This is a genomic window from Dokdonia sp. MED134 (assembly GCF_000152925.2).
In the GTDB taxonomy this organism is placed as follows: Bacteria; Bacteroidota; Bacteroidia; order Flavobacteriales; family Flavobacteriaceae; genus Dokdonia.
On the sequence record NZ_CP009301.1, the window covers coordinates 2,356,854 to 2,373,057 of the forward strand.

Annotated in this window: 15 protein-coding genes and 1 tRNA gene; 2 read left to right on the forward strand and 14 right to left on the reverse strand. The window is 39.1% G+C overall.

Going from position 1 to position 16,204, the window contains the following annotated elements:
* Position 1: 1 nt before the first annotated feature.
* Complete coding sequence (locus tag MED134_RS10405) at positions 2–370, reverse strand: VOC family protein (protein WP_052084219.1); 369 nt, start codon at positions 368–370, stop codon at positions 2–4.
* Complete coding sequence (locus tag MED134_RS10410) at positions 354–1,076, reverse strand: NAD(P)H-binding protein (protein ID WP_237747108.1); 723 nt, start codon at positions 1,074–1,076, stop codon at positions 354–356. Before MED134_RS10410 ends, MED134_RS10405 begins: the two co-directional genes overlap by 17 nt.
* 3 nt (positions 1,077–1,079) lie before the next feature.
* On the opposite strand from MED134_RS10410, the gene dinB reads away from it, so the two are divergent.
* Positions 1,080–2,192, forward strand: a complete 1,113-nt coding sequence (gene dinB, locus MED134_RS10415; RefSeq protein ID WP_038598688.1) for a DNA polymerase IV — start codon at positions 1,080–1,082, stop codon at positions 2,190–2,192.
* Here the strand turns inward: dinB and MED134_RS10420 are convergent.
* The 6 genes from MED134_RS10420 to MED134_RS10445 form a co-directional block, all read right to left on the reverse strand.
* On the reverse strand, positions 2,189–2,623 hold the full coding sequence (locus MED134_RS10420) for a YybH family protein (protein WP_038598691.1): 435 nt from the start codon (positions 2,621–2,623) through the stop codon (positions 2,189–2,191). The two genes, dinB and MED134_RS10420, sit on opposite strands and share 4 nt — an antisense overlap.
* A 52-nt stretch (positions 2,624–2,675) precedes the next feature.
* A complete protein-coding gene (locus tag MED134_RS10425) occupies positions 2,676–3,779 on the reverse strand; it encodes a DUF4407 domain-containing protein (protein ID WP_038598694.1) in 1,104 nt (367 codons plus the stop codon).
* Between the two features lie 214 nt (positions 3,780–3,993).
* Entirely contained in the window at positions 3,994–5,265 is a 1,272-nt protein-coding gene (locus MED134_RS10430) for a mechanosensitive ion channel family protein (RefSeq protein ID WP_038598706.1), read from the reverse strand.
* An 81-nt stretch (positions 5,266–5,346) separates the two neighbouring features.
* Positions 5,347–8,127, reverse strand: a complete 2,781-nt coding sequence (locus tag MED134_RS14770) for a M56 family metallopeptidase (protein WP_052084220.1) — start codon at positions 8,125–8,127, stop codon at positions 5,347–5,349.
* Positions 8,124–8,495, reverse strand: a complete 372-nt coding sequence (locus MED134_RS10440) for a BlaI/MecI/CopY family transcriptional regulator (RefSeq protein ID WP_035326836.1) — start codon at positions 8,493–8,495, stop codon at positions 8,124–8,126. Before MED134_RS10440 ends, MED134_RS14770 begins: the two co-directional genes overlap by 4 nt.
* Before the next feature lie 263 nt (positions 8,496–8,758).
* Positions 8,759–10,147: a dipeptidase gene (locus tag MED134_RS10445; RefSeq protein ID WP_038598710.1), complete on the reverse strand. Its 1,389-nt coding sequence runs from the start codon at positions 10,145–10,147 to the stop codon at positions 8,759–8,761.
* 131 nt (positions 10,148–10,278) lie between these two features.
* On the opposite strand from MED134_RS10445, the gene MED134_RS10450 reads away from it, so the two are divergent.
* Positions 10,279–10,360 (forward strand) — tRNA-Leu (locus tag MED134_RS10450).
* Between the two features lie 265 nt (positions 10,361–10,625).
* Here the strand turns inward: MED134_RS10450 and MED134_RS10455 are convergent.
* From MED134_RS10455 to MED134_RS10480, 6 genes are all read right to left on the reverse strand, one after another.
* Positions 10,626–11,300 carry a bifunctional 4-hydroxy-2-oxoglutarate aldolase/2-dehydro-3-deoxy-phosphogluconate aldolase gene (locus MED134_RS10455; protein WP_038598712.1) on the reverse strand — a complete coding sequence of 225 codons (675 nt, stop codon included), beginning with the start codon at positions 11,298–11,300 and terminating at the stop codon, positions 10,626–10,628.
* Positions 11,301–11,302: 2 nt separating this feature from the next.
* Complete coding sequence (locus MED134_RS10460) at positions 11,303–12,325, reverse strand: sugar kinase (RefSeq protein WP_038598715.1); 1,023 nt, start codon at positions 12,323–12,325, stop codon at positions 11,303–11,305.
* 7 nt (positions 12,326–12,332) lie between these two features.
* Positions 12,333–13,097: an SDR family NAD(P)-dependent oxidoreductase gene (locus MED134_RS10465; protein ID WP_038598718.1), complete on the reverse strand. Its 765-nt coding sequence runs from the start codon at positions 13,095–13,097 to the stop codon at positions 12,333–12,335.
* Positions 13,098–13,111: 14 nt separating this feature from the next.
* Positions 13,112–14,383, reverse strand: coding sequence for an MFS transporter (locus tag MED134_RS10470; protein ID WP_038598721.1), 1,272 nt, complete (start codon positions 14,381–14,383; stop codon positions 13,112–13,114).
* Between the two features lie 136 nt (positions 14,384–14,519).
* Complete coding sequence (locus tag MED134_RS10475; RefSeq protein ID WP_038598723.1) at positions 14,520–15,221, reverse strand: FadR/GntR family transcriptional regulator; 702 nt, start codon at positions 15,219–15,221, stop codon at positions 14,520–14,522.
* Between the two features lie 71 nt (positions 15,222–15,292).
* Positions 15,293–16,201 carry a polysaccharide lyase family 7 protein gene (locus MED134_RS10480; protein ID WP_038598726.1) on the reverse strand — a complete coding sequence of 303 codons (909 nt, stop codon included), beginning with the start codon at positions 16,199–16,201 and terminating at the stop codon, positions 15,293–15,295.
* Positions 16,202–16,204: the final 3 nt, after the last annotated feature.

Consider the following 16,204-nt stretch of genomic DNA (forward strand, 5'->3'; position numbering starts at 1 on the left):
TTTATTTTTGCCAGGGAGTTACGGTCGTAGGAGTGTCCTTTTGGTAAAGCACCACGTTATTCCCATCGGGATCTTGTAGTTTTAAGTCCTTGCCACCCCAGTCTCTGTATATGGTGGGGCTGAGTACGCTTTCGCGAAAGCGTAATTCAAACACCTCAATACCGTCTGTTTCAAAGTAAACGGTTACGGGTTGTTCTGGAAGCTTGGGATTAAAATAAGCTGTAAAAATGACTTCGTGCTCCTTGTTTTCAAAATGTGCGTGATGCTGAGGCTCGTGCTCAATAAGTTCCATACCAATGCCTTTATAAAATGCAATCGCCGCTTTAAGATCTCGGGAGGGTACGGTGATGTGGTTAAACGTGGTAGGCACTGCTTAGTTCTTTAATCTCAATATTTGTGATGTCTGTGTGGGTTACTGTTTGTTTTGCAAGTTGTGCCATTGCTCTAGCAATGTCTTTTGCCTGTGTAGACTTCCACTTTTTGAGCGGTCCTACCATAAAGAAGTCCATAACGGCCATCATCATTTTGAGAGCTTTCTCGCCTTTGCGAGCGTCATCTGGGCGACCATTTATAAAAGCAGGTTTGAGAATGTACGTGTTCTCAATTCCCACCTTACTCAAGTCGCGCTCCATCTCACCTTTTGTACGCACATAGAAAAACGGACTCTTAGCCGAAGTTCCCGCCGAAGAAATGACCATATAACTTGCTATCCCTTGTTGCTTTGCTAGTTGTGCCGTTTCAATCGGGATGCCGTAGTCTATAGCGCGATACTTATATCTATCTGGTGTTTGAGCTTTCGTTGTGCCTATGCAGCAAAAAACGACATCTCCGGTAAATTGCTCCTTGAAGGTGCTTGTGTCTAGTAAATCACAAATAATCTCTTCTACTTTCTCGTGTGTAAAAGAGGTAGGCCGCCTTGTAAAGATTTTTACTTTAGAAAATGCTGGGTCTTTTATGAGTAACTCTGTTAAAAGTCCGCCAGTAAGACCTGTGGCGCCGAGTATGATTGCTGTTTTAGACATACTCAAAGTTACGATTAATACTACAAAACCTTCTGAGTACTTTGTAACTTGCATACAATGTCTGAGCTGCCTATAAAAAAGATAATTCACGTAGATATGGATGCATTTTATGCATCTGTAGAGCAGCTGGACAACCCAGATTTACGAGGTAAAGCTATTGCTGTAGGTGGCGGTGGTGAGCGTGGTGTGGTAAGTGCAGCGAGTTATGAGGCTCGTAAGTATGGCGTGCGGTCTGCTATGGCGGGTGCGCTTGCGCGAAAACTGTGTCCCGACCTCATATTTGTAAAGACTAACTTTGAGCGATACCGAGAGGTCTCTGCTCAGATACGCTCCGTTTTTCACGAGTTTACAGATCTTGTAGAACCCTTATCACTAGATGAAGCCTACCTAGATGTCACCGAAAACAAAGTAGGAATGCCTAGCGCAACCGTTATTGCCTCGTGGATACGACAATGCATAAAGGAAAAAACAGGGCTAAATGCCAGCGCAGGAATAAGCATCAATAAGTTTATAGCAAAAGTTGCTAGTGATATTAATAAACCCAACGGCCAGAAAACCATACCGCCAGAGGAGGTAATCACCTTTCTTGAGGAACTAGACATCAAAAAGTTTTATGGCATAGGAAAAAAGACTGCCGAAAAAATGTATCTACACGGCATTTTTACAGGGATGGATCTCAAATTAAAATCAAAAGAATATCTGAGTGACAACTTTGGAAAGAGTGGAGCGTACTACTATGATATTGTGAGAGGTATACAACATAGCGAAGTAAAACCTAACCGCATACGCAAGTCACTTGCGGCTGAGCGTACTTTTAGAGAAAACATCACCTCAGAGATTTTTATGCTTGAAAAGCTAGAACACATAGCCGAAGAAGTGGAGAGAAGATTAGAAAAAAGCAAAGTAGCAGGGAAGACCATTACTCTCAAAATAAAATACTCAGACTTTACACTCCAGACCCGTTCAAAAACGCTAGACTTATACGTGCGGTCTAAAGAAATCATACTAGAAACCGCAAAGGACTTACTGTATCAAGAAAAAATGAAAAATAGCGTACGTCTTTTAGGCATCTCACTATCTAACCTCAATACCGAAGACCGTAAAAAGAAGGATGCAGCAAAAGCTGTAAAGGAAGAAGAGATAGATGTACAGATGCGCTTTACCTTCTAGCAAGACATATCTGCTACAATTTTCCAGGCGCCGTTTATACGCTTAAAGATGATGATAAAAACACCGTCTGCATTTCCTACTTTACGTTTAAGATGATATTCTCCCATAACGTAATAAGCGTTTTCTTCTATGAGTGTCATATCATTTATTACAAATTGCAACTCACCTGTGTGATCTAGCGTAGGGTATCCTTTTTTATAATTAGCTAGCGTTTTGTCCCACCCATAGGTAAGGCCTTTACTTCCATAAAACTTTAAGGAATCACTCTTCCAGTAGCCTTGCATAAAAGTTTCTAGATCTCCCTGTGACCAGGCTTCTTGTTGTGCTTTTAAGATAGCTGTAATGGCTGCCTTATTTTGAGCAACTGTAGGTTGTTGCTGGCAGTTTATTAATAAGAAACTAGCAAGCAGGAGCGTGATAACGATTTTCATAATAGGCCTATTTCCTATAAAGATACATTATAGGAAATAGGACTAAATGTGACTATCCTAAAATTTTAGTCTGCCGTCTATAAAAGGCATCTTGCTGTCGTTTTAAAATCTCTTTTGCCATCTTCTTTTTGTAGTTGTATAGCTCCTCATCTTGAGCAATATCTGTGTAAACGCGATCATTTACAATATGATCTGTCTCGGTAAGGATCTTGCGTTGTAGGGCTTTTTGTGCACTCCATTCTTTTATGGTGAGCTCGTGGTCTGCAAGTTTTATATCATACTCACCCATAGGCGAGATAAGCTTAGAAAATATAGGTGCCGTCTCTATCGCAAGAAAGAGTAAGAAAATAAACAGCGACGGTAGCCACGGGAGTTCTTTCATCGCATCTATGCGCGCCATTAATCCGTCAAAGTTATTTATAATGGGCTGACTCGTGCTTACAGCAGTGTTGAACTCGTCGCGCAGTTGTATTTTTTGCGCTTCGGCTTGTGCTATTTTTTCTGCATTTGTGGCTTTGAGAGTAGTGAGTTCTGCAAGAGCGGCATCGTGTTTATCTCGCTTTTCTTGATAGACTGGGCCTTTGCCTAGTAGCTCTGTGCCAGCAGTACCTTCTGCCTCATCTATGTAGATTTCATATAAGTTATTTACTTCTGTCTCTTTGGTAGCAATTTCTTGTTTTGCGACAGCTATTTGGGCATCCAGTTTATTGATTTCTGGGGTGTATTGTGCGAGTATCTCGCCTTGATTTTGCACGGTAAACTCATTTTTTTGACTGAGCATCACGCGGTCTATCTCTTTCTCAAATACTTTAAGCTCTAAGGGTTTTGAAATCACCACAGCAATAATTACCGCAAGAATAAGACGCGGTATTGCCATCCCAAATTCTTTCCACCAATTGTTTCGCTTTTTGAGTGTAGAAACAATAAAACGGTCTAGATTAAAAATAACCAGTCCCCATAATAAACCAAAAAGTATGGCTCTATACACATTATCAAAAACGGTAAAAAGCGCATAGGTTGCTGCGATGGTGGCTAATACGGCTGTAAAAAATACGGTAGCACCTATGCCAGCATATTTATTCTTCTCTCCGCGAGAGCAGGTGTCTAAAACGTCACGATCTGCACCAGAGCAGAGAATAAAAAAGGATTGAATCATAATACGGTTCGTTTAGTTAGTTTTTTGAGTAGGTGGTTGTTATGCAACCGGCTGATTGATGAGGGCGTGGAGTACTACAACGACGGTTTCCTGCTTTTTCGTATGTATTACAAAACAAGATGCAGGCGTAGGTGAGTCTCTTGCTTTAAGAGACTCATAAAATATGAGATTGTTGCAGTTGTGTGTGTTAAGCTTTCGCGAAAGCGTAAAAAGCCTACTGAGAAACGTCTATAAAGTTATCACGATTAGGACTACTAGGGTACTCAAAGAGCTCAAGATCAAAGTAAGGTACAGCGGCCAAAAAATGGTCAAAAAGATCTGCCATTATGTACTCGTAGTTTTCCCATTTTTTGTCCTTGCTGAAGCAATACACCTCTAGTGGGATACCTTGTGCAGTAGGAGCCAGCTGGCGACACATAAGAAGCATTTCTTTGTGTATGGCGCTGTGGTTTTGAATATAGGTCTCCATATATTTTCTAAAAAGACCTACGTTAGTCAGGTTGCTACCATTAATCTGTATAGACTTATCAGAATCATCTCGCTCGTTAATGCGAGCCAGTTTTTCCTCCATATTTGTGAGGTAATCTGTGATGAGTCCTATTCTCTTAAAGCGTTGTATATCCTCGTCTGTAAGAAACTTTATGCTGTCTTGTTTTATATATAAAGAACGTTTTATACGACGACCAGGACTGTCTGTCATACCACGCCAGTTCTTAAAAGAGTCTGAGATAAGCGCGTAGGTAGGTATGGTTGTGATGGTCATATCAAAGTTTTGAACCTTTACCGTTGCGAGGTTAATCTCTACCACATCACCATCTGCTCCATACTTTTCAAAAGTGATCCAGTCGCCTATGCGCACCATATCATTAATAGCAACTTGAATGCTTGCTACAAACCCAAGAATAGTATCCTTAAAAATGAGTAATATAATGGCTGAGGCGGCACCAAAAGTCCCCAGGGCTTGCCCTAGTGATACAGGTGTGAGAAGACTTATTGCATAGAATATAGTAAACACCCACGCAAAAATCATAAAGACCTGTATGTAGCTATCTATAGGTTTATCACGTAAACCTGGTACTGTTTTAAAGTAATCTCTAAGGGTGTGTAAAAGGGCTCTTATAATACGTAGCGCAAGAATGACTCCTATAAGATTGAGTATGACACTAAAGACGTGTTCAATTTCAAGAAAATCATCTAGTACAAATGGAAGCGCTCCTATAAGTAAGTATAACGGGAGTATGTGTGCTAGTCTTCTAGGTACGCGGTTTTTGATGAGGAGATCATCAAAGTTTGTTTTTGAACTTTTTGAAATATATGCAGCGAGGTTGCGCAGTACTTTGCGCACGAGCATATCTGCCAGAAAAACCAACACTAGCACGATAACACCTAGTACAAAGGCATTGAGATACTTAGAGAAGGTTTCTGATAATCCCCAATCAATAAAATGATCAAAGAAAAAACAGCTTATTTCCTTTTTATAATCCATTGCCGCAAAGCTACATATATCTATATGAATGGCTTTGCTATTGGCTTTGTTTTAAGAAATAAGCTGTGTGAAGTATGGCTTCTAGTTACTGCTCTTTTTAACAAATCTTACCGAGGGCTTTTCTTTTTTAGACCCCATAGAGATGGTTTCTAAAGAGTACATAGCATTTTTAGATAACTTGATAATCTCATTTTCTGATAGTAGCTTACCATTATGATAGTAATTTATTTTTGAAGAAAGTAAATCATTATGGATAATCATTTTATTATGACTAGTAGATGTCTCTAAGGTCATACTAGGTTGTTTAGACAGTGATATTGCCTCTTCTTTTGTAATAACTTTTTCTTTGTATTCAAAAGTACCTCCATTCAATGCGTGTTTTTCAATCAATGATGCGAGTGAGCCACTTCCTCCATCACTTGAGTAAGCGCCAACCGAAACACTCCACGGATTATTTTTTTGTAGTGTGCTATCTTTTTTATAGCCTGAGGGTGTATTAACGGTAACATTCCAAGGGTTGCTTTTTTGAGTTGTAACAGCGGCTTGTTCTCCAGCTACTTTAGCTTTAATAACACTAGTTCGTTGCATTACGCGTGTTGATTTGTTGGGTTTGCTGTAACTAGTACTAATAGGAGTAACATTCTTACTATCAATATTGTTTTCTTCTAAAAAAGAAGCGACTGCTTTGTCTGTTGCCTCTGTAGATCGTATTTTTTCTGACACCTCGTCTATTGTACTCACTGTAAAACCAACCTTCTTAGGGTACGACTCTTGCGATAGGCTGCTAGCTAGATCTATCACTTCTTGATGAATAGTCTGGTACGTATTAGGATCTTTAAAAACGTTGCCCTGCCCTTTTTTATTTGAGAGGGTAGCGCTTACTTTTTTACTTACCTTAGGTTTAATTGGCTCTGTACTTCCTATGAAAGTTTTGGGCGGGTTGCTGTAAGGATACGGTGTTTTAATTTCTGTTACACCACCTTTTGCAAGGCGTACAGCTTCTTCATAGGTTACTTCTTTGCCATTATAGATAAAAAGGCTACCCAGTTTGTGCATTTTGAGTAAATGTTCTTCTGGAGATGGCGGCGGTGGCGGTGGCGGAAGCTCTCCGCTAGGTGTTGGTGGAGCAGGAGGCGCTGGCGGAATAAGGCGTAAACTGTTATTTGCCTTATACAATTGCGTTTTTCTGAAAACAGCTTCGGCTTTATTTATAAACTCTTTTGAGTTGCCCTTAAAAATCATAGACCTCACAGGCGCTGCAAACTCTTCTTTTGTCCACCGGGCGGTGATATTATCTACGCTTTCGCGAAAGCTGTCAAGCGGTGTGTAACTGCCATTTACATAAATACTATCATTTCGTACCTCTATAACTAGTGCGTTTTTACCATTACGTGCAGCCCCTTCTACAAATTTTGTGGCGTAGGTTGAGGTTTGAGGTGCCTTGGTAGTTACGTTTTTTTGACTTTGCCAGTATGGACTAGTCCATACATCTACTCTATATCTACCATTTGTGCGATCGCCAATAGCGTAGTAAGGGAGATCATCTGGATGATAATCTAAAATAGTTTTATTTGAAATTTCCTCGTTGTCTAAAAATATGGCAAACAACGAAGTGTTTTGCCACTTGACGAGGTCTTCATAGTTTGGTTTTTTTGATTTTACAAAATTTGCTCTTACAAGTGCATTTGCCTCAGGATCAAAAATTGCATTTTGGTCATCAACTAAATTTGAAGTGCAAAAAGTAACTCTACTAAAATTCCATAGCTCTGCTACGAGTAGTTGCTTTTCTCTTCCTAACTTGCTAGATACTCCTGGTCTACCTTGTATAGATAAGTAGTCGTAAACCGTTTCCTTAATAAGGTTCTCAATGCCTTGTATAGAGATAGGTTTTAGTTTGTAATAGAAATTACCTTCGGTGTCTAGTTCTAGCTCTAGAGTGTTTGTTGCACTATTCTCGTATGACATAATACCAGATATGGCATTTGGTCCCGATTGAGCAACAATAGCTTGATTAAAAAAGAGAACACACAAACCTATGATAGGAATGAGTAGTAATGCGCGCAGCACTACTTTTTTACGACTAAATGATTGTGATAACATAACGATTCGTTTTTTGGTTAATGAATAATTAAAAGGACTCTCGAGCGCAGTGTGATGAGTACTGCTTGCATAACTTAAGAGTATATTTTGATATATAGCAATATTACTTTTATCTACTATAGCACCTTGATCTGCTAGAAATTCGTGATTTAATTTTATAGAACTTTTAAAGAGCCACACCAGCGGATTAAACCAGAAAATGACCTGTATAAACTCTATGGCAATAATATCTAGAGAGTGCTTTTGGCGCACGTGAGTTGCCTCGTGAGCAAGTACTTCTGGGGCTATTTCCTGTTGTGTGTATGATTGTCTATTTACAAAAATCCACTTGAGAAAAGAGTGTGGTACCATCACTTGCTCTAATAGGGCAAGCGTAAAGTGTGATGAAGGGTGAAGCTCTGCCTGATGTACCTTTCGCTTTAAGCGCACAAGATTTACAATAAAACGTATTGCAAAAATGAATACCCCTAGAAGGTATATTCCCCAGATAACGGTGTTTGTGTAATCTACTTCGGTAACCTGAGGCACTTGGTTTGGAGCAGAAACTGTCTCTATATACTCTTGAAATATGGGAGTAATCTGTGGGGCTTCTGCTGCTTGGTATGTAAAGGTGATAAGCGGTATGGTAAATGAAAACACAAGACTTGCCAGGAGATAAAACCTTTTAAAGTGGTGCATCGCTTTTCCTTCTAGCGCTAGCTTATAGAAGCCAAATAGGATGCCTAAACATAAAGCGCTTTTTAAGAGATAGATGAGTATCATTTCTTTTTGGCTTTAAGTTGGTTATCTATGATTTGTTTTAACTCCTCTAGTTCTTGCTGTGAGAGATCTGTCTCACGGGTAAAGAATGAAGCAAACTGCCCAGCGCTATCGTTAAAGAAATTTTTAATCAGCCCATTTACGTGTTTTGAGAAGTAGTCTGTCTTCTTTACAAGCGGGAAGTATTCCCTAGAACGGCCGTACTGTTTATAATCTACAAACTTCTTGTCTTGCATACGCTTAAGTAGCGTTGCGATTGTTGTGGTCGCTGGCTTTGGATCTGGATATGCTTCTATGAGATCTTTCATAAAAGCCTTTTCCTGTTTCCAGAGCAATTGCATAAGCTGTTCTTCAGAAGTGGATAGTGCCATAATGTTCTACAGTGTTAGAATGTACTCTACAAATGTAGAATAATATTTTAATTCTACAAATGTAGAGTTAAAATATTTTAGGATAACTGTCTGTAAGTGTGACTTTTTACGCTTTCGCGAAAGCGTAATTATCCTCTATATATGAGTAGGGGATAGGCTTCTGTCTATTGTCTGGCTTCGTTTTTTGAAAAATATTGATATAAAAAAAGCGCCTTAGTAATTACTAGATTACCAAAGCGCTTTTTATTAAATAAGATGTAGTACTATTTACTCATCTCTGTAAAATACTGATAGAAATAAGGGATAGTTTCTATTCCTTTTAAGTAATTCCATACACCAAAATGCTCGTTTGGTGAGTGTATTGCATCACTGTCGAGACCAAAGCCCATAAGGATTGTTTTACTTTTAAGCTCTTTCTCAAAAAGCGCCACAATAGGAATACTACCTCCACTACGTTGAGGTATAGGTGTTTTTCCAAAAGTTTGCTCATACGCCTTTTCGGCAGCTTGATAAGCCACATTATCTATAGGAGTAACATAACCTTGACCTCCGTGATGTGGTGTTACCTTAACTTTTACGCCTGCTGGAGCAATACCCTCAAAATGCGTTTTAAATAGTTCTGTGATTTCTTCCCACTCTTGGTGTGGGACTAGTCGCATTGATATTTTTGCATATGCCTTGCTTGCAATCACGGTTTTGGCTCCTTCTCCAGTATATCCTCCCCAGATACCGTTTACGTCTAGTGTAGGGCGTATAGAGTTGCGCTCGTTTGTAGTGTAACCTTTTTCTCCATACACAGCGTCTATATCTAGCGCTTTTTTATACTCATCAAGTGAGAAGGGTGCTTCCCCCATTTTATCACGCTCTGCCTGTGTGAGTTCTTCTACCTTGTCATAAAACCCTTTTACCGTGATGTGATTATTCTCATCGTGTAGTGAGGCAATCATTTTTGATAACACATTAATAGGGTTTGCTACGGCACCACCATAAAGACCAGAGTGAAGGTCACGGTTAGGTCCTGTAACTTCTACTTCTACATAGCTCAAGCCACGTAGGCCTGTTGTAATAGAAGGAATATCATTTGCAATCATCCCCGTGTCTGAAATAAGGATGACGTCATTTTCTAACTTTTCTTGGTTACGCTCTACATACCAAGCAAGGTTTGCGCTTCCTACTTCTTCTTCACCCTCTATCATAAACTTTACGTTGCAAGGGAGCTTGTCATTTGCAACCATATACTCAAGCGCTTTTACGTGCATATACATTTGCCCCTTGTCGTCACAAGCGCCACGTGCAAAGATGGCACCCTCTGGATGCTTCTCTGTTTTTTTAATTACAGGCTCAAACGGTGGTGAGTCCCATAGATCAATAGGATCTGGTGGTTGTACGTCATAGTGACCATACACGAGTACTGTAGGTAAGTTTTTATCTATAATCTTATCTGCATACACAATCGGGTAGCCTGGTGTCTCACAAATTTCTACCGTATCGCAACCAGCTTTACGTAAGCTTTCGGCAACGGTAGCGGCAGTTTGATGTGTGGCTTCTGCATAGGCAGAGTCTGCGCTAACACTCGGTATTTTAAGAAGTTCTATAAGCTCGTTAAGAAATCTGTCTTTGTGTTGTGCTATATATTCTTTTGGATCTTGCATTGTAATCTCATATTTGAAGTAAAAATACGAATAACGAATTGCAATTTTTATTAAAAAAATATTTTGCAATTGAAAAAATGTATTATATTTGCACCCCGTTACGAAGTAAACGAGTAACGATTTATTGAAATGCAGGCGTGGTGGAATTGGTAGACACGCTAGACTTAGGATCTAGTGCCTTACGGTGTGAGAGTTCGAGTCTCTCCGCCTGTACAACGAGAAAAGCTGACTTTAATTAGTCAGCTTTTTTTATGCGATAAATTCTAGGGAGTCATTAAAAGGCTTTTTAAGGCTCTTTTTGTTGCTTCAGGAAGTCTTTGTACGTAAGACGTTGTAATGCTGATATTAGCTTCTTAGAAACCTCCTAACGTTCAATAAAAGGCAAAAAAATAAAGAGCATCCCCCGACACTCTTTATTATACACTCATTTTTGTAGTAAGCAAACTAATTCAAATATTTTGAGTGTTGTAAAATCTTATTATGCTTTTTTAATTGAAGCTACAATATCTAGCGCTTTTTTGGTTTTTTGTTCAATAGCTTTATAATCCCAAACACCTGTTGTCGCATCTGGAGCGATAAGTTTTGATCCCATACCTACGCAAGTAACACCTGCGTTAAACCATTCTTCCAGACTCTCTTGAGTAGGAGATACCCCACCTGTAGGCATTATAGATGTCCAAGGACACGGGCCCTTTATAGCTTTTACAAACTGAGCTCCATATATCCCTCCAGGAAAAAGTTTTACTACCTCACAACCTAACTCTTCTGCACGAGCAATTTCTGTAAGAGACCCACAGCCTGGTGACCAGAGTACTTTTCTTCTGTTACACACTAAGGCGATATCTTCTCGTAACACTGGTGTTACAATAAAGTTTGCGCCTAGTTGCATATAAAGCGATGCTGCAGCACCATCTGTAATACTACCTACACCTAGTATGAGTTCTGGTAATTCCGCTTTCGCGAAAGCGCACAACGCATCAAACACTTTGTGGGCATTATCACCTCTACTTGTAAACTCTATCACGCGAGCACCTGCACTATGGCAGGCTTTGAGAATGTTTTTACCCACCTCAATAGACTCGTTATAAAACAAAGGCACGATGCCTGTATCTTTCATTGCTTGAGCTACTTCTATTCTTGTAAATCTTGCCATAATTATCTTGAAACTTTACCTGTTTGATCTCCGTCCATAAATCGCTCTATGTCTTGTAAAGATACGAGGTTGTAATCGCCGTAAATAGTATGTTTAAGGCAACAAGAAGCCACGGCAATATCTATTGCGCGTTGTTTTTCCATAGGTTTATCTATGAGGCCATATGCAAGACCACCCATAAAGGCGTCTCCACTACCTACACGATCTACCACAGGGGTTACCTCTTGCACGTGTGCTTTATAAATTTGATCACCGTCATATAGTATTCCTCCTATGCGCTGGTGAGAGGCGCTTACAGAGTAGCGCAGTGTGGTCGCAACTTGCTTTAGGTCTGGGCACATTTTAAAGAGTTTATCATACAGCACAGGTAACGACTTTTCGTCGTGATAATTGGGCTGTACTTTAGGTTCTCCTAGCATAAAATATGCAGTGTCTATATCGCCTAGTATAAGGTTGCTATACTTGAGTAGTTCTGGCATTACTTCGTGAGGTTCTTTTCCCCATTTCCATAATTTAGATCTGTAATTTAAATCTGTAGAAATGGTAAGTCCCATCTTTTTTGCCATTTTAACTGCTTCAAGACATTCTAGAGCAGCTTGCTCAGATATGGCTGGAGTGATACCACTCCAGTGAAACCAAGATGCTCCTTTAAAAATGGTCTCCCAGTCAAAAGCTCCCTTTGTAACGGTAGCCATAGAACTGCGAGCACGGTCGTAAACGACGTTGCTGGCTCTTGTTCCGGCTCCTGTTTCTAAAAAGTAAATACCTAATCGATCTCCACCTCTGTGTATATGTGTGTCACCTACACCTAGTTTTTTTATTTCTTGCAGCGCAGTATCGCCTATCTCATTGTAAGGAAGACGTGTTACAAACTCTGCAGGAACACCTAAGTTATTAAGCGATACTGCTACATTAAACTCACCACCACCGTAGGTAGCTCCAAAGGTTTTGGCTTGTGAGAATCTCAAGAAGCGCTCTGTAGAGAGACGCAACATTATTTCTCCAAAGGTGACTACTTTGCTCATATGCTAGTTATATACCTAATGCTTGACCACCACCTACTTGAATAGTTTCGGCAGTTAAGAAAGCTGCATCTGGACTTGCTAAAAATGATACAACACCTGCAACATCTTCTGGTTGTCCTAATCTACCTAGCATAATATTATTTGCCCACGAAGCAAACACTTCTGGTTTTGTCTCTTTAATTTGCTTGTGGAAAGGTGTATCTATCGTACCTGGTGATACAGCGTTTACACGTATACCATACTCGGCAAGATCTTTTGCAAGCGCTCTTGTAATAGTATGCACTCCAGCCTTAGACGTACCGTAAATACCAGCACCTGGTCCTCCAGCATTCCATCCTGCGTTAGACGTATAGTTAATAATAGTAGGGTGGTCACCTTTCTTTAAGAAAGGGATCGCCGCTCTGGAGGCAAAAAATACACTGTCAAGGTTAAGAGCCATTACAAACCTGTAAAACTCTGTTGTCATTTCTTCAAAACGTGATCTACCACCTAGACCTCCTGCATTGTTTACAAGTACGTCTATCTTACCGTATTTTTCACCTATTTTTTTGATGTTTGCTGTAACCTCTTCTTCTTTAGTTACGTCAAAACCGTAGTACTCTGCAGTTACTCCAGCAGCTTTAAGCTCCTCTAGTCGTTGCGCACCATCTTCATCTTGAATACCGTTTATGATAACCGTATATCCTTCTTCTCCCAGTCTCTTTGCAACAGCAAATCCTATCCCTCCTGTGGCACCAGTTACGATAGCCACTTTACCTTTATTTTTACTCATAGTTTTTTAATTAATTAATTATTTTCAACAATTTTTATATTTCTGATTAGCCCAAAGATTGATATCACAACCATAGGCGCTAGTACTGCAATTACAATAAATGCAGGTGTATATGATGTAGCTGCTATGGTAGGTATTAACCAGTTCATTATAATAACAGAAATGGCACCAACAGTACCTGCAAGCCCTGCAAGTGTCCCTACAGAAGGTCCTCTAAATAAATCTGTAGAGAGGGTCTGTATATTTCCAATGGCAAACTGAAATCCAAAGAGTACGAGACCTGTTATAAAAATAAACGTCATAGGGTTATTGTCATTTACTAAGAAAATGATACCTAAAAGGCCTAAAAATATAAGTGTAGCTCCTATTAGTATCGTACGCTTACGCGAAAAGTCAACCGAATGTTTTGCCATTAATTTACCGCTGTACCATCCACCAGCAAGACTACCTATCATACCACCTACGTATGAGATCCACATAGTAGATCCTATTTCTTCTACACTAAAACCAAACTGACTGTTAAGGTATAGTGGCATCCAGCCTACAAATAACCACCAGATAGGTTCTATAAAGAATCGCGCAGCAAGTACACCCCAAGATTCTTTATAACTTAAAATTTCTAATAATGAGAGTCCTTTTTCTTTTTTTGTTTCTTCATCTACAATAGCTCTACCTTCCATAATGAGGGCTTTTTCCTCATCTGTGATCCACGAGTGATGTTTTGGAGCAGCTTTATTGATAATAAACCAAGGAATAACCCATAAGATACCTAGAGCTCCAATAATAATATAAGTGCTTCTCCACCCATAAGTACCGTATAGTAATGCTATAAGGGCAGGAGCTATAATACTACCTACAGATGCTCCAGCGTTAAAAATACCTTGAGCAAGCGCTCTTTGATTTACCGGAAACCACTCGCCGTTACTTTTTACAGCTCCAGGCCAGTTACCCGCTTCTCCTAGGCCTAGTAATCCTCTAAAAACACCTAATGAAACCAGTCCTTTTGAAAATGCGTGAAAGACAGAGGCTAGTGACCATAGTATGATAGAAAAAGCAAATCCTAATCTGGTACCTATAATGTCCATAAGTTTACCAGACAGAAATTTTCCGGCGGCATAGGTTACCATAAAGATGTTGAGCATCAAGGCATAATCATAATCATCCATACCAAGATCTTTACCCATCTCTGGCCACATAATTCCAAAGGCAGAACGATCAATATAGTTGATAATGGTTGCAAGGCATATGAGCGCTATAATCCACCACCTTAGTCCTTTAAGTTTCATAATCTTTTTGTTTTTTGGGCTCTTGCTTATTTCATATAAGAAAGTGTGCGCCCTGGCTATTTTTTAATAGCTATTCTAAATTTGTAATATTTTTTGATTGTTTTTAAGCTTTCGCGAAAGCGTATATACTCATAAACTATAGATCGTAACAGTATTGATATAGTGCTTTAAAGTGCTCTTTCATCATTTGTTTTGCAACCTTTGTTTTTTGGTCTCGTATGGCTTCATAAATACGCTCGTGTTCTCCTATACTGGTTTGTGCCATTGTGCTATCACACACGTGATATTTTTCAAAATTTGTGATAATCTCTGGTGTGATCATAAGCATAAAAGTGTTCATTGTACTATTTCTAGAAGCTTTTGCAATTGCTAGGTGAAAGAGTAAATCTTCTTGTACGGCATCTTCTCCATTAAGCACTTTCTCGTTATATGCATCAAGTGCAGATCGCATTGCTTTGAGATCTTCATCTGTGCGGCGCATTGCTGCTAGACGTGCGGTTTTGAGTTCTAATAAAATTCTAGTTTCTACTAGTGATTTAAAGTGTGGAGTCTCTAGACTTAAAATGTCATCTATAATACCATTCATAGCAATCACACCTATGTTTGCTACAAACGTACCACTCTGAGGAATAGATTTAAGTAAACCGTAAAATTCAAGTTTTTGAATAGCGCTTCTCACATTGCCGCGAGATACTTCAAACTTTTCTGAAAGCATACGCTCTGAAGGAAGTTTATCTCCAGGCTCTAGGTTTTTATAATTGATCAATTCTTTGATTTGAGCAATTATAGACTTTTCGACCTCAGCGTTTTCAGATTTTGTACGTATGTCTAGATTCATATTTTTTACTTTATAGTTATACCTTTACTATACGGGAGTAACAGTAATATAAGACTTTAGTGTGTTTTAAACTAGTGGCTTACATCAAGCTTATAGACTCGTACTTTTGCAAAGGCCCCTTCGTCTCTTGTTTGTAAATAGTTGCCTACCTTGAAATAATTTTCAAAGATATTCCATCTTTTTATAGATGTGCTGTCATAAACTGCAAACTCTTGGTTATTTAACGATACTACCATTTTACCATCTTCTACATCTACCTCTAATGTGAATTTTCCAAATCCTACTTTTTGTTTAAAAGTATACCCTTTATCATCATCCCAAGCTTCGTCAAGTAATATGGCATCATCGATCACATTTTGACTTTTTAAAACCTTGGTTTTAACTCTTATTTTACCATCTTGCCAGTATACTTTTAAAATAGGTGGTGCATTATTATCCTTTTGACCTATTCTGTCTCTTTGCTCATTAGTTAGTCTACCGTGTATTTGTGCAATAATTACTTTGTGGTATTTGCCATTTTCTGCTCTTGAGACAGCATCCATAGCCATCTTGACTTTCATATTACCACCTTGTTCAAATGTCCAGTTTACATTATTTTCTCCAGAGACCATTTGTTCTCTTAATTCAGATCTGGAGTATTTTGTATTTCTGGTAGTTTTACTAGGGTAGGCGTGAAAAACAATAGCCCCTCGGGTACTATCATTGTACATATAGGGCTTTAAAGTTTCATTTGTTGCATAGTCTAAAATTTCTGGAGGGCTTACTTCAATTACTTTAGGATCACCTATAGGGATTGTAACCTTCCAATTGTTTAGGTCTATATCTGGCAGTTTATATTTTTTTCGTTTCTTTTTCTTCTTTTTCGTTTTCTTTTCTTTTAGTAATTCGTTTGTGTTATTACCACTGCTTTCTACCAGCTGTCCAAAAGACAGCGTGGTAGAAAGTAATAGTAATATGAAAAATGTGGCTTTCTTCAAAATATA